General features: G+C 64.4%; 13 protein-coding genes. 3 read left to right on the forward strand and 10 right to left on the reverse strand.

Going from position 1 to position 13,638, the window contains the following annotated elements; translation table 11 throughout:
• Positions 1-237: 237 nt before the first annotated feature.
• Complete coding sequence (locus tag V5279_RS14615; protein ID WP_338698413.1) at positions 238-2,853, forward strand: MMPL family transporter; 2,616 nt, start codon at positions 238-240, stop codon at positions 2,851-2,853.
• Between the two features lie 108 nt (positions 2,854-2,961).
• On the opposite strand, the gene V5279_RS14620 is transcribed toward V5279_RS14615, so the two are convergent.
• Positions 2,962-3,606: a DUF2147 domain-containing protein gene (locus tag V5279_RS14620; protein WP_338698415.1), complete on the reverse strand. Its 645-nt coding sequence runs from the start codon at positions 3,604-3,606 to the stop codon at positions 2,962-2,964.
• Between the two features lie 102 nt (positions 3,607-3,708).
• Here V5279_RS14620 and hpnO point away from each other — a divergent pair, with 102 nt between their 5' ends.
• A complete protein-coding gene (gene hpnO / locus V5279_RS14625) occupies positions 3,709-5,100 on the forward strand; it encodes an aminobacteriohopanetriol synthase HpnO (RefSeq protein ID WP_166293585.1) in 1,392 nt (463 codons plus the stop codon).
• 153 nt (positions 5,101-5,253) lie between these two features.
• Here the strand turns inward: hpnO and V5279_RS14630 are convergent, their stop codons facing one another.
• The 5 genes from V5279_RS14630 to V5279_RS14650 form a co-directional block, all read right to left on the reverse strand.
• A complete protein-coding gene (locus tag V5279_RS14630; RefSeq protein ID WP_338698419.1) occupies positions 5,254-5,559 on the reverse strand; it encodes a DUF6881 domain-containing protein in 306 nt (101 codons plus the stop codon).
• Between the two features lie 184 nt (positions 5,560-5,743).
• Complete coding sequence (locus V5279_RS14635; RefSeq protein WP_338698421.1) at positions 5,744-6,514, reverse strand: anti-sigma factor; 771 nt, start codon at positions 6,512-6,514, stop codon at positions 5,744-5,746.
• Entirely contained in the window at positions 6,511-7,068 is a 558-nt protein-coding gene (locus V5279_RS14640) for a sigma-70 family RNA polymerase sigma factor (protein WP_338698423.1), read from the reverse strand. The genes V5279_RS14635 and V5279_RS14640 overlap by 4 nt, the downstream gene beginning before the upstream one ends.
• Positions 7,069-7,162: 94 nt before the next feature.
• Positions 7,163-7,486, reverse strand: a complete 324-nt coding sequence (locus tag V5279_RS14645) for a cupredoxin domain-containing protein (protein WP_166203713.1) — start codon at positions 7,484-7,486, stop codon at positions 7,163-7,165.
• A 12-nt stretch (positions 7,487-7,498) separates the two neighbouring features.
• Positions 7,499-8,449: a metallophosphoesterase family protein gene (locus tag V5279_RS14650; RefSeq protein WP_029082125.1), complete on the reverse strand. Its 951-nt coding sequence runs from the start codon at positions 8,447-8,449 to the stop codon at positions 7,499-7,501.
• Between the two features lie 216 nt (positions 8,450-8,665).
• Here V5279_RS14650 and V5279_RS14655 point away from each other — a divergent pair, with 216 nt between their 5' ends.
• Positions 8,666-9,073: a GFA family protein gene (locus tag V5279_RS14655; RefSeq protein WP_338698429.1), complete on the forward strand. Its 408-nt coding sequence runs from the start codon at positions 8,666-8,668 to the stop codon at positions 9,071-9,073.
• 96 nt (positions 9,074-9,169) lie between these two features.
• On the opposite strand, the gene V5279_RS14660 is transcribed toward V5279_RS14655, so the two are convergent.
• The 4 genes from V5279_RS14660 to V5279_RS14675 all read right to left on the reverse strand — a co-directional run bounded on the left by V5279_RS14660 (position 9,170) and on the right by V5279_RS14675 (position 13,456).
• A complete protein-coding gene (locus tag V5279_RS14660; protein ID WP_338698431.1) occupies positions 9,170-9,436 on the reverse strand; it encodes a hypothetical protein in 267 nt (88 codons plus the stop codon).
• A gap of 72 nt (positions 9,437-9,508) precedes the next feature.
• Entirely contained in the window at positions 9,509-10,411 is a 903-nt protein-coding gene (locus V5279_RS14665; RefSeq protein WP_166293593.1) for an alpha/beta fold hydrolase, read from the reverse strand.
• A gap of 7 nt (positions 10,412-10,418) precedes the next feature.
• Positions 10,419-12,050 carry a GMC family oxidoreductase gene (locus tag V5279_RS14670; protein WP_338698434.1) on the reverse strand — a complete coding sequence of 544 codons (1,632 nt, stop codon included), beginning with the start codon at positions 12,048-12,050 and terminating at the stop codon, positions 10,419-10,421.
• A 98-nt stretch (positions 12,051-12,148) separates the two neighbouring features.
• Complete coding sequence (locus V5279_RS14675) at positions 12,149-13,456, reverse strand: MFS transporter (protein ID WP_338698436.1); 1,308 nt, start codon at positions 13,454-13,456, stop codon at positions 12,149-12,151.
• Positions 13,457-13,638: the final 182 nt, after the last annotated feature.

Below are 13,638 nucleotides of genomic sequence, written 5' to 3' on the forward strand. Positions count from 1 at the left end.
TGAGGTAATATGGTGTGGATTCCGGCCCCTGCGACCCTCCGTCCCCCTCACTTGTTCGTCACTTTATCGCCCTCTGATGCGGTTTATACCGGCCACTCGTGGCCGTTCCCTGTCGTTTGGAACCTCCTCGCCATCGCGTCGAGGAAGGTAACCAAAACAACATTAGATCGGTCCCGGGAACTCCGCTACAGAGCGGGCGTTTTCGGCCATGCTTCCCCGAGATTAGAAAGAAACGAAGTGCTGACAAATATTGTCGTCTCCGTTGTTCGAACCTGTACGCGTTTTGCCCTTCCGGTTGTGATCCTTGCTGTGCTGCTGTCGATCGGCGCCGGCTTCTATACGGCCCGCAACTTCTCGATCAACACCGACATCAACAAGCTGATCTCGCCCGATCTGGATTGGCGCAAGCGCGACAACCAGTTCGAGGAGGCGTTTGATCGCGAGCGGCTGATCCTGGCCGTGGTCGAGGCCGCGACGCCGGAGCTGACCAGCTCGGCCGCGAAGGCGCTCACCGCGAAGCTGCAGGCCGACAAGAAGAACTTCGAGGCGATCACCGCGCTCGGCTCCGGCGAGTTCTTCGAGAAGAACGGCTTGCTGTTCCTGCCCACCGAAGAGGTCGGCAAGGTCACCGGACAGCTCGGATCGGCCGCGCCGCTGATCGAGATCATGGCGGGCGATCCTTCGATTCGCGGGCTGACCGGCGCGCTCGAGACCGGCCTTGCCGGCGTCAAGCGCGGGCAGGTCAAGCTCGACAATGCCGCTCCGTCCTTCAACCTGATCTCCCAGACCATCGAGACCGTCCTCGCCAAGGGCAACGCGACCTTCTCCTGGCGCGAACTCACCAGCGACACGCCGCTGACCGATTCGGACAAGCGCGCCTTCATCGAGGTCAAGCCGATCATCGACTATTCGGCGCTGGAGCCGGGCAAGGCCGCAACCGACGCGATCCGGCAGGCGGCGGCCGATCTGAAATTCCCGACCGAATATCACGCGCGCGTCCGCCTGACCGGACCCGTGCCGATCGCCAACGAGGAATACGCCACCGTGCAGGACGGCGCGATCACCAACGGCATCGGCACCGTGGTGATCGTGCTCGTCATCCTCTGGCTGGCGCTGCATTCCGGCAAGATCATCTTCGCCGTGTTCGTGAACCTGTTCATCGGCCTTGCGCTCACCACGGCGGTCGGCTTGATGATGGTCGGATCGCTGAACCTGCTCTCGATTGCCTTCGCGGTTCTGTTCATCGGTCTCGGCGTCGACTTCGGCATCCAGTTCAGTGTTCGCTACCGCTCCGAGCGCTTCAAGAACGATAATCTCACGCTGGCACTTGAGAACGCGGCGCGCCGCTCGGCGGTGCCGCTGTCGCTTGCGGCGATGGCCACCGCCGCCGGCTTCCTCTGTTTCCTGCCGACCGACTACAGGGGCATCTCCGAGCTCGGCAAGATCGCCGGCGCCGGCATGCTGATCGCATTCCTCACCAGTATCACGGTGCTGCCGGCGCTGCTCGATCTGCTCAACCCGCCCGGCGAGAAGGAGCCGGTTGGCTATGCCTTCCTGGCGCCCCTCGACCACTTCCTGGAGAAGCACCGCATCCCGATCATCGTCGGCACGATCTTGATCTCCGTCGCTGGTCTGCCGCTGCTCCACTGGATGAAGTTCGACTTCAATCCGATCAACCTGCGCAGTGCGAAGGTGGAATCGATCGCGACCTTCCTCGACCTGCGCAAGGACCCAAACACCGGCGCCAACGCCATCAATGTGATGACGCGCTCGGAAGCCGACGCCAAAAAGATCGAGGCCAAGCTCGAGAAGCTGCCGGAAGTGTCGCGCGTGATGTCGCTCGACAGCTTCGTGCCGGACGACCAGCCGGCCAAGCTGAAGCTGATCGCGCAGGCGGCCAAGACGCTCGGCCCCGCGCTCAACCCCGACTCGGTCGATCCGGCGCCGTCGGATCAGGAGAATGTCGAGTCGCTGAAGAGCTCGGTCGACAGCCTGCGCAGGACCGCCGGCGACAACAAGGGGCCGGGTGCGGTTGCCGCGCGCCGGCTGGCCGACGCGCTGCAGAAGCTTGCCGATTCGAACCAGGCGACCCGCGACAAGGCGCAGGAGGTGTTCGTCGCGCCGATGAAGATCGTGTTCGACCAGCTCAAGAACACGTTGCAGGCCCAGACCGTCACGCTGCAGAACCTGCCGCCGGAACTGGTCGCGAGCTGGAAGACCAAGGATGGCCTGATGCGCGTCGAGGCGGAGCCGAAGGGCGATCCAAACGACAACGACAATCTGCGCCGCTTTGCCGACGCTGTGCTCGTTGCCGAGCCGACCGCGATCGGTGGACCGATTTCAATTCTGAAATCTGGCGATGTCGTCGTGGACGCCTTCATTCACGCCGGCATTCTGGCGCTTGTGGCGATCAGCGTGCTGCTGTGGCTGGCATTGCGCCGTGTCGTCGACGTGCTGCTGACGCTGGTGCCGCTCCTGGTCGCCGGCATCGTCACGCTGGAGATCTGCGTGCTGATCGGGCTGCCGCTCAACTTCGCCAACATCGTCGCGCTGCCGCTGCTGCTCGGCGTCGGCGTGGCGTTCAAGATCTACTATGTCACGGCGTGGCGCCAGGGCAGAACGAATCTGCTGCAGTCGAGCCTGACGCGCGCGATCTTTTTCAGCGCGCTGACCACGGCAACCGCGTTCGGCAGCCTGTGGCTGTCCAGCCATCCCGGCACTGCGAGCATGGGCAAGCTGCTTGCGCTGTCGCTGGTCACGACGCTCGCGGCGGTGTTGCTGTTCCAGCCGGCGCTGATGGGCAAGCCGCGCGAGGTCGGCAAGGAGGAAGATATAGCCAACGACGTCACCTGACGTCTTCGGCGCCTGACGCCCTGGCGGCCCGCGATTTTAGAGTTGAGCGCGCCAGTGATGCTGGCGCGCGCGACTTCTCCGCTTGACGGTGCGGTCAGCTCGCTGCCGCTAACGCGTCGGCTTTGCGATGTCCGGGAGCAGGCAGATATCGCCCACGAGGTCGGCCGACGCATTGGCGTTGGCTGGCGGGTTGACCGCCTGCTTTTGAGCCGGCTTGGTGGCAGGCGCCACGACGCCGGTGGTTTTTGGCGCTTGAGGAGCTGCCGATTTGGGCAGGGCGCCCTTCGCAGCAGGGTTGCCGGCGACGCTGACCGGGATCGGCGGACTGACGCGGGTCCAGGTCTCGCCGCCGCACAGGAAGCCGAGCACGCAGCCCTGGATCTCGAGCTGATCGGTGCCGACGGGCTTGATGGTCGAGCTGTAGAGCTGGCCATCCTTGGCGTTGTAGACCTGACCTTCCCACGCATCGACGCCGGCCTTCTTCTTCATGTCGATCAGGATCGGCATGCCGAGTGTCGGCCGGCTCTGCTTCGCGGGATCAGGATTGTTCTTATCCTTGCCGCCGGGGGTTTTTTCCCAGGACACCGCACCCCACATGTTGCCATTACACTGGGCGACGCGGATGGTTGCGACACCGTCTGCGACCTTCCAGTCGCCGGTTGGGTCCGCAGCAAGTGCCGGTGATAATACGGTGGCCAAAAATAAACCTGAAAAGGCTATTGTACGCGCGAAAGTTCTTGGGCAGTGCAACATGGTCCAAACCTGTGCTTAATTGGACGATCCGAGCGGGGGTCAAAACGCCGCGAGCGAGCGTTTTAAGTTGACGAGATGGCCATCAACCGACGTATGTAACGAATGGTAAGTTCCAATTTAGACGTTTCCGAGATTTTTGTGGAGCGGGAGGGGCAGCGCGGTGCCATGCACACGCGTCACCTCAACGAGCAGCTCGTTCGCGTCCTCAAGACCATCGGCTACGACGTCGGCTTCCAGAAGGGGCAAGGCCAATACCTCTTCGATCGTCAGGGGGCTCGCTACCTAGATCTATTGAGCGGATTTGGCGTTTTTGCGGTCGGTCGTAATCATCCGGACCTGCGCAAGGCGCTGAAGAGCGTGCTCGACGCCGATCTGCCGAATCTGGTGCAGCTCGACGTCTCCACGCTCGCCGGCGTGCTCGCGGAACGGCTTCTGGAATATGTTCCATATCTGGACAAGGTGTTTTTTGCTAATTCCGGCGCCGAAACCGTCGAAGCCGCGATCAAGTTCGCGCGCGGCGCCACCGGCCGTCCCGGCATCGTCTATTGCGGGCATTCGTTCCATGGCCTGTCCTACGGCGCGCTGTCGCTGACCGATGATTCGAATTTCCGCAGCGGCTTCGAGCCGCTGCTGCCGGGCTGCACCCCGATACCCTACAACGATCTCGAGGCGCTGGAGAAAGCGCTGTCATCGCGCCAGGTCGGCGCATTCATCGTCGAGCCGATCCAGGGCAAGGGCGTCAACATGCCCACTGACGAGTTCCTGCCCGGCGCGCTGGCGCTGTGCCGCAAATACGGCACGCTGTTCATCGCCGACGAGATCCAGACCGGCATCGGCCGCACCGGAAAGTTCCTCGCGGTCGAGCACTGGGGCATCGAGCCCGACATGGTGTTGCTGGCGAAGGCGCTCTCCGGTGGTCACGTGCCGATCGGCGCGCTGCTGACGCGCAAGAACATCTTCGACAAGATCTTCAACCAGATGGACCGCGCGGTCGTGCACGGTTCGACCTTCGCCAAGAACGATCTGGCGATGGCCGCCGGCATTGCCACGCTCGACGTCATCAAGGCCGAGAAGCTCGTCGAGAACGCCGCCAAGCGCGGCGCCGAGCTCCGCCTGGCGCTGACCCGCATGGTGCCGGGATACGAATTGATGAAGGAAGTCCGCGGCAAGGGCCTGATGATCGGCGTCGAGTTCGGGCCGCCGAAATCGCTGCGCCTGAAGGCGTCGTGGAACCTGCTGGAGACCGCCAACAAGGGTCTGTTCTGCCAGCTCATCACGGTGCCGCTGTTCAAGGATCACAAGATCCTGACCCAGGTCGCGGGCCACGGCCTCCACACCATCAAGCTGTTGCCGCCGCTCGTCATCACCGAACAGGATTGCGCCTGGATCGAGAAGTCGTTCGACGAGGTGATCGCCGGCAGCCACAAGGTGCCCGGCGCGATCTGGTCGCTCGGCAAGACGCTGGTCGACAACGCGGTGCGCAAGTCGGCGTAAGCGCAAATCTGTAGCCGGATGCAGCGAAGCGAAACCCGGGATTCCCACAATTCGTAAGCTGCGTTGAGCGGATTAGCCCACCGGGTCCGCGCGAAGCGCGGCCCGATGACAGGCTTCGGCGTAATCCGCCGACAGGCCTGCGGCGCGCGCTACCTAACCTTCTTCGGGATGGATATCTGCGCGCGTGGCCTTTGACCACATCTCGTCGAATTCGTCCTTCTCAATCTCGGCCGCTTCAAATTCTGGATTCGCCGCAATCTCGGCAAGCGACGAAAACGTTTCGGGGCTGAGAAAGGTGCGTCCTCGAGATCTCGAGCGACTTGCGTAGCCCAAGGAGTCGTCGGAAAACACTTCCACTCTGCGGACTTCCCACCGTGCGTCATCCAGTTCGCTGTAGATCCGGACGGGGTCGTGGCTGTTCTGGTGCCGCCACGTCACTCTCGTGTAGCGCAACGTCATGGCTGATTGGTTCCAAGACCGCCATCGACCACTGACATCAAGCGGCGCGGCATTTGGAATAACGTACACACTTTTTCGCCCAGCGACGACATTTAGAGCCTTAGAGTAGGCCAAGCCGTAACCCGCCGACAGCGCGCGAGAAATTTGGTGGATTATGCCTTCGGCTAATCCGCCCATCTACAAATCACCCCTCCTTGTTGGCGCGCATCGCGCTCTCGAACTTGTCGCCGAATTCGGTCAGCTCGTCGGCGCCGAGGTCGCTGACCGCCCAGTAGTTCAGGCCGCGGTCGCTCCAGCGGCGGATGTTGAAGCCTTGCAACGTCGAGATCTTCGCCGGGTGCCGTTCGGTGTTCGCGGTCTGCGCCACGAACAGGTTGATGACGTGCTGGCGCCGCTTGTAGACCACGGCGCCGATCTCGCGGGTGTTGACGTAGTCGAGCCGGCCGCCGATCAGGGTGAAGCCCTGCGCGGTGAGGTCGATCACCGGTGGCGAGACGTCGAGCTTGCCATTGAACCAGGGCTTGACCGTGTGCTGATCGGTCGAGATCACGTCGGTGAGGTGGCCGGCCTGCAGCGAACGCAGATGCGCCGACACCACCTCGCTCTCGATGCGCTGCTCGTCGTCATTGCGCAGCACGACCGCGACAAGGCCGGTCGCGGCCATCGCCGATACCGCGGAGCCGAGCGCGAAGCCACGCAGCACCGAGCGCCGGCTCGGCGCAGCCTGCACCTGCACCTGCGGCAGTGCCTTCTCGATCTTGCGGCGCAGCTCGAGCGGCGCCTTGTAGCGCACGTCGCTCTCGGCGATCGCCTGGCGGATCTCCTGACACTCCTTCATCAGGGCGGCGCAATGCGCGCAACCTTCGATATGGGCTTCCACTTCGCGTGCATGGCCAGCGTCGAGTTCGCCGTCGATCAGCGCGTGGACCAGCACTTCGGCTTCCTCGCAGGTCATTTCACTTGCTCCTGTTCCGCAAGCCAGGCCGATCGCAGCATGGCGCGGGCGCGCGCGAGGCGCGACATCACGGTGCCGACCGGCACCGCGGCGACATCGGCGATCTCGCGGTATGAAAGATTCTGGATTTCCCTCAGCACAAAGGTCTCGCGAAACGGCTCGGCGAGCGCCGCGACCAGCTTGCGCACGGTATCGCCGTCGAAACGGCGCAGCAGCTGCTTTTCCGGTGTCTCCGGAGCTTCGCTCCACAGCGGGGTCTGCTCGCCGCCTTCGGGCAGCTCCTCGACCGCGGTGGGGGCGGTCTTGCGCCTTGCATATTCGGCGCGGCAGACATTACGCAGGATCGCGAACAGCCACGGCTTCATGGCAGGTCCCCGGTAGCTGTCGAAATGCTTGTAGGCGCGCAGATAGCATTCCTGCACCGCATCCTCGGCGTCGGCGGCATCGCGCAGCAGGTAGCGCGCCAGCGTGTAGGCGTCGTCGAGATACGGCAGCGCTGCCTCGCGGAAGCGCCGCGCCTTCTCGGGATCGTCTTGCGACGCTTTGACAACCATCGTGTCCTGTCCGGCTGGTCGAGAGACGGCTTGTGCCCGGCCGGGGGCGGAGGGCCACCGGCCAGGCATGGCTGTGATTGTATGGGTGGTCACGTTACCCAACCTTGATACTGCCTGTCATGTGCGGATGCAGCGAACAGAAATACTTGTACTCGCCGGCTTCCGTGAAGGTGAACGAGAAGGTGCCGTCGGTATCCATGGTCTTGGAGCGGAATTTGCCCGCACACACCACGGTGTGCGGGATGTCGTCGCGGTTGGTCCAGGTCACGGTGGTGCCGACCTTCACGTCGAGCGGGTTCGGCGTGAACGAAAAATTGTCGATGTGGACCGCGGTGTCTTCGGCGCGGGCCGCCGTGACCGGCAGCAGCATGGTCGCGACCACGGCTATACCGAAGTCGCGTCGATTGATCGAACTCATCGCTCTCTTCCCTCAACCCTGCAGCGGCGTGTCGATGATGGCCAGCGGCTGGCTGTTCTGCTTGAAGTTGATGCTGGCGACGCCGAGCATGCTGCGCAGCTTGGCATCCTCGACCTTCATCGGGCCGGGCGAGGGCGCGGAACCGGGCGCCGGCTGCGGGAAGGCGGTCGAGCGCGCGGTGTGGAAGGTGACGTTGCCCTCGACCTTCTGCATCACCTGGTGGATGTGGCCGTTGAGCACGGTGACCGAGCCGAAGCCCTTGACGTATTCGAGCGCGCGGGCGCCATCCTCGGTGCCCCAGCCCCATTGCGGATAGACCGTCCACAGCGGGATGTGGGCGAACAGCACGATTGGCGTCGACTTCGAACGGCCCTTGAGGTCGTTCTCCAGCCATTCCAGCTGCTCGTTGCCGAGATTGCCGAGGCCGCCGCCCTTGAGGTCGACGACGTTGACAAGGCCGATGAAATGCACGCCGCCGGCATCGAACGAATAGTAGCCCGGACCCTTGGTGCCGCGGCCGTAGCGCTCCTTGTAGAGCTTGACCTCCTCGTCGATGAAGTCGTGCTCGCCCGGCACGTAATGCACGTCGAGCTTGGCCTGCGAGATGATGCGATCGGCGTCATCGAATTCGGACGCCTTCGACAGATGGGTGATGTCGCCGGTGTGGATCATGAAGGACGGCTTGACCTGCATCGCCCGGACCTTGTTGATGGCCTCTTCCAAGGTGCCGATCGCGTTCGGGTTGGCCGGCTTGTCGAAGCCGACATGGCTGTCGCTGATCTGCATGAAGGTCATGCCGGTGGGCTCTGCAGCCTGCGCCGAGCCGATGATGCCGAGCGAATGCGGCACGCCGCCGGTGACGGTCCACAGCACGCCGGTGCCGGCCCAGGTCATGCATTCCAGCACCTTGCGTCGGCTGACGCCCTTTTCCTCATCGTGATGATCGTGATCGTGTCCGCTCATGACATTGTCTCCCGTGGGCCCCAGGGATTGGGTTTCCGGGTAGGTGATCAGCGGTGCCGGGGCTTTATTCCCGGGGCTGCGGCGGTGCGTCGGGACGCGATGACGATTTCGTGAGGGCCCGCGCGACAGGTGGACGCAAGGGCAAGATGCGTCATTGCCGCCCAACGGCTTGCGGCGCTATCGACCCATCAAACCACTGATCGGCCGGAGGAAACCATGGGCGACGTGACCGGCGGCTGTCACTGCGGCGCGATTCGTTATGAGGTGACCGGGGAACCGATCGTCCATGCGCTGTGTCATTGCAGCGATTGCCGGCGTCATGCCGGCGCGCCGATGGTCGGCTGGGTGATGGTCGCCGAGGACATGGTCAAGCTGACCAAGGGGCAGCCCAGGATCTACCAATCCTCGGAGCATGGCCGGCGGCACTTCTGCGCGGATTGCGGTACCGGGCTTTTCTACACCAATGGCAACATGTTGCCCGGGTTCATCGACATTCAAAGCGGCACCTATGATGACCCCGGCGCGGTGCCGGCCGTCGTGCATATCCAGGTCGCCGAGCGGCTGCGCTGGATGGAAGATGCGCATGAGCTGCCGACCTTCGACCGCTTTCCGCCGCCGGCATGACCGGCGACCGGCGATGATGCGCGCCGCAACATGGAAACGCTGCGCAACATAGATGAACGGCCGCAACAAAGCTGTCTTGCAGCCGTCAGCATAATGTCAGCGCTCCTGCATAAGAATGGCGGACTTCATTCGCCACACCGGGAGATCACCATGAGCGACCACGCAGGCGTTGAGCATCACCACAAGGCAGCTGAGCATCACGAGCACGCGGCGCGTCATCACCGCGAGGCAGCCAAGCACCACGAGGCCGGCGACCACCACAAGGCGGCGCATCACGCCCACAGCGCCCATGGTCACGCCAGCCATGCCCAGCATCACCACACCGAGGCGAGCCGGCATCACGCCGAGCACCACGGCAAGCACTAGTAACCGTTCCAGTACTGCGTGAGTTGGCTTCCGCCGTCCCCGCCAGGGGACGGCGTTTTTCTTTTTGACCTACTCCGCGCGTCTTGCAAACGTTCTGACCGCCGCAACCTTCAGCGCCGGCGCTTCCTGCGCGACGCAATGCCCGACGCCGTCGAACGTCCAGCGGCTCGCGTGCGGGAGCAGCGCCGCGGCTCGGTCGGCCATCAGCTTGTAGACCGATCCTGACTGCTCGGTGGTGGCGATGCAGACCGGGCAGGTGATCTCGGAGAGCCACGGGAATGGATTGCCGCGGGCATCGCCGGTGTAGATCTGTTCCATCGCCTGGACGATCGGCAGCAGCAGCGCGGACTCGATCTCGGGCGTGCAGCGCAGCCGCACGCGGCCGTCGTCGAGTTTTGCAAACCCGTGATGGACATAGGCCCAAAGCGATCGCTCGGTCCATGGCGCGAACGCGGGCGCGGTGCGCAGCCGCTGGAACAGCGCATCCGCGCTGTCGAACTCGGCCCGGCGGCGCAGCGCGCCCTGCACGGACGCGCTCGACATCTCGCTCAAGCCACCGGTCCGTGGCGCGTGCGGGTCCATCACGGTCGGCTCCGTCACGAACAGCCGCGCGAAGCGGTCCGGCATCAGCTTCGTTGCGAGCAGCAGGTCGGTCGCGCCGGCGCTGTGGCCGATGCCGTAGATGTTATGCAGGCCGAGGCGTTCGACCACCATGCAGATGTCTTCGGCGAAATCCTGGAAGTGGTAGCAATCGGCCGCCGGTTTGTGGCTCAGGCCATGGCCGCGGCGGTCGAGCGCATAGACGGTATGGTCGGCGGCCAGCGCCTCGGCGACCTCGCTCCAGACCTCGGCGACAAAGCCGGTGCCGTGCAGCAGCAGCGCGGGCGGCTTGCCGGAAGCGGGCTCGCCCCATCGCGCCACCGCGATCGCGGTGCCGGCATCGCCAACGAGAATTCGCTGCGGCTGCGTCATCGTCGCTCTATCGCGCGTCCTGCAAAATCATCGCCGCGGCCTTCTCGGCGATCATCGCGGTCGGCGTGTTGGTGTTGCCCGAGGTGATGGTCGGCATCACGGAAGCATCCGCGATGCGCAGGCCGTGCAGCCCGTAGAAGCGCAGCCGCTCGTCGACGACAGCCATCGGATCGTTGGCCATTCCCATCTTCGCGGTGCCGACGGGGTGGAAGATCGTGGTGCCGATGTCGCCGGCGGCCTTGGCGAGCGAGGCATCGTCGTCGCCGACCGCGGGGCCGGGCAGGAATTCCTCGGGGTGATATTTCGCAAGCGCCGCCTGCTTCATCAATTTGCGCGTGGTGCGGATCGCATCGGCTGCGACCTGGCGGTCGTCTTCGGTCGACAGATAGTTCGGCGCGATTGACGGCTTGTCGTCGGGCGCGGTCGATTTGATCCGCACGGTGCCGCGCGAGGTCGGCTGCAGATTGCAGGCGCTCACCGTGATCGCCGGGAAGCGGTGCAAGGGATCGCCGAACTTGTCGAGCGACAGCGGCTGCACGTGGAATTGGATGTTGGCGCGCGAGCGCGTCGCATCCGAGCGGGTGAAGATGCCGAGCTGCGACGGCGCCATGGTCAGCGGCCCGCGGCGGCGGAATGCGTAGTCGAGGCCCATCAGGCCGCGGCGGACCAGGTTGTAATAGGTCTCGTTCAGCGTCCGCACGCCCGACACCTTGTAGATCGCGCGCTGCTGCAGATGGTCCTGCAGATTGCGGCCGATGCCCTGCACATCGGCGACGATGTCGACGCCGAGCGGCGACAGCCATTCGGCCGGGCCGATGCCGGAGCGCTGCAGCACCTGCGTGGTGCCGATCGAGCCGGCGCAGAGAATCACTTCGCCCTTGGCGCGCGCTTCCACCACCTCATTGCCTTGCTCGTTGCCTTGGCGGAACAGCACGCCGGCGGCGCGGCCGCTCTCGATGATCAGGCGATCGACCAGCACGTTGGTCTCGAGCCGCAGATTGCTGCGGTTCAGCACCGGCTTGAGGAAGCCGCGCGCCGACGACCAGCGCCGGCCGCGCTTCTGGTTGACGTGGAAATAGCTGGTGCCCTCATTGTCGCCGGTGTTGAAATCGGGAATGCGCTTGATCCCCATCTCTTCCGCGGCATCGCCGACCGCGTCGAGGATCTGCCATGACAGGCGCGGCGCCTCGATGCGCCAGCCGCCGCCGACACCGTGATGCTCGCTCTCACCGAGAAAATGATCCTCCAGCCGCTTGAACGCCGGCAGCACGTCGCTGTAGCTCCAGCCGGTGAGGCCGAGCTGCCGCCAGTGATCGTAATCCGCGGCCTGGCCGCGCATCGAGATCATGGCGTTGATCGCCGAGGACCCGCCGATCACCTTGCCGCGCGGATAGGCGAGTGCGCGCCCGTTGAGGCCGGGCTCTGCCTCGGTCTTGAACATCCAGTCCGAGCGCGGATTGCCGATCGCGAAGAGATAGCCGACCGGGATGTGAAACCAGATCCAGTTGTCCTTGCCGCCGGCTTCCAGCAGCAGCACGCGCTTGTTCGGATCGGCCGACAGGCGGTTGGCCATGATGCAGCCCGCCGTGCCTGCGCCGACGATAATGTAGTCGTAATCACCCTCGAGCCTTCGCGGCATGTCCTCGTTCCCGGCAAGCGTCTATTGTTGGTCCCTATTAGTCAGACGCAGCCGGTCGAGACAAGCCCGACGGAGGACGCCGGGCGTGCGCTGGGTGATCAGGGACGGCTGGGTTCGGCGAGTGTGACCTCGGGGCCCGGCCGTGGCACACAGAGGATGAGGGTCAGCATGCCGATCGCGAGCAGCGCGCCGACGAGCGCGAGCGGTGCGTAGATGCTCTCGGTCGCGACATTCATCCATCCGATCAGGGCAGGGCACACCGCGCCGCCGAACGAGCCGATCGCGCTGATCAGCGCGATACCGCCGGCCGCGGCGCTGCCTTCCAGCATCGCGTTCGGGATGGTCCAGAACAGCGAGAGGATCGCGAAGATGCCAATCGATGCGATCGCAAGCAGCGTTACGGTCAGGAGGATGCTGCCCTGCGCGGCCTGCAAGGCGATGAAGCACGCTGCCGCGACGAGGCCGCAGCAGACCACGTGCCAGCGCCGCTCCCTGGTGCGATCGGAACTGGTGCCGATCACGACCATGCCGATCGCCGACGCCACCGAGATCACTCCGCTCAGCCAGCCGATCTCGGTGGTGGTCGCGACGCCGACGCGTTTCAGCAGCGTCGGCGTCCACAACAGGATGGTGTTGAGCGAGCAGAAGAACGCGAAATAGATGAAGGACAGCAAATAGACGCGCGGCTCGCGCAGCGCCGCCGCGAAGCTCCGCGTGGTGCTGGGCGTGGCGGCGCGGTCGCGGGCGAGATCGCTTGCGACCTGCCGCCGCTCGTCAGTGCTGAGCCAGCTCGCGGCCTGCGGCCCGTCGGCGAGATAAAGATAGGCGGCGATACCGAGCAGCACGGCGGGAACACCTTCGAGGATGAACAGCCACTGCCAGCCATGCAGGCCATGGACGCCCTGCATGCGATCCATGATTAGGCCCGACAGCGGTCCGGCGATCACGCCGCCGAGCGGCACCGCCATCACGAACAGGCTGGTCATGCGGCCGCGCACGCGGTCCGGAAACCACAGCGTCAGATAATACAGGATACCGGGAAAGAATCCGCCTTCGGCGGCGCCGAGCAGGAAGCGCAGCAAATAGAGATGATACTGGTTCTGCACCAGCGCGAGCAGCACGGTGACGGCGCCCCACAGCACCATGATCCGCAGCAGCGTCTTGCGGACGCCGATCTTGACCAGCAGCAGATTGCTCGGCACTTCGAGCGCGACGTAGCCGACCGAGAAGATGCCGGCGGCAAGCCCGAACACCGCGTCGTCGATGTTCAAGTCGTGCAGGAATTGCAGCTTGGCGAAGCCGATGTTGAAGCGATCGATGATCGCCACCGTGTAGCATGCCAGCAGGAACGGGATCAGGCGCCAGGCGATCCGGCGATAGAGCCGCGAATGGGCTGCATCCTGCATCGAAACCTCCTCAGTGATTATTTTGATTGTTTGTTGGCGCGGCGACGGCGGTGCGCTCCCTCGCCCCGTTCTTACGGGCAGAGGGTTGGGGTGAGGGGCTGTCTCCGCATACTCGGAGAGAGTTACGCCCGCGGAGGCTCCCCCTCACCCGGAATGCATCTGGCGATGCGTTCCGGCCTCTC

It is taken from the genome of Bradyrhizobium sp. 26S5 (assembly GCF_036923295.1).
Lineage (GTDB): Bacteria > Pseudomonadota > Alphaproteobacteria > Rhizobiales > Xanthobacteraceae > Bradyrhizobium > Bradyrhizobium septentrionale.

Coding starts and splice junctions, on each gene's coding strand:
- hpnO (WP_166293585.1), top strand. CDS start 3,709: ATGGTAAGTTCCAATTTAGACGTTTCCGAGATTTTTGTGGAGCGGGAG.
- V5279_RS14620 (WP_338698415.1), bottom strand. CDS start 3,606: ATGTTGCACTGCCCAAGAACTTTCGCGCGTACAATAGCCTTTTCAGGT.
- V5279_RS14640 (WP_338698423.1), bottom strand. CDS start 7,068: ATGGTTGTCAAAGCGTCGCAAGACGATCCCGAGAAGGCGCGGCGCTTC.
- V5279_RS14670 (WP_338698434.1), bottom strand. CDS start 12,050: ATGCCGCGAAGGCTCGAGGGTGATTACGACTACATTATCGTCGGCGCA.
- V5279_RS14665 (WP_166293593.1), bottom strand. CDS start 10,411: ATGACGCAGCCGCAGCGAATTCTCGTTGGCGATGCCGGCACCGCGATC.
- V5279_RS14675 (WP_338698436.1), bottom strand. CDS start 13,456: ATGCAGGATGCAGCCCATTCGCGGCTCTATCGCCGGATCGCCTGGCGC.
- V5279_RS14655 (WP_338698429.1), top strand. CDS start 8,666: ATGGGCGACGTGACCGGCGGCTGTCACTGCGGCGCGATTCGTTATGAG.
- V5279_RS14645 (WP_166203713.1), bottom strand. CDS start 7,486: ATGAGTTCGATCAATCGACGCGACTTCGGTATAGCCGTGGTCGCGACC.
- V5279_RS14635 (WP_338698421.1), bottom strand. CDS start 6,514: ATGACCTGCGAGGAAGCCGAAGTGCTGGTCCACGCGCTGATCGACGGC.
- V5279_RS14650 (WP_029082125.1), bottom strand. CDS start 8,449: ATGAGCGGACACGATCACGATCATCACGATGAGGAAAAGGGCGTCAGC.
- V5279_RS14630 (WP_338698419.1), bottom strand. CDS start 5,559: ATGACGTTGCGCTACACGAGAGTGACGTGGCGGCACCAGAACAGCCAC.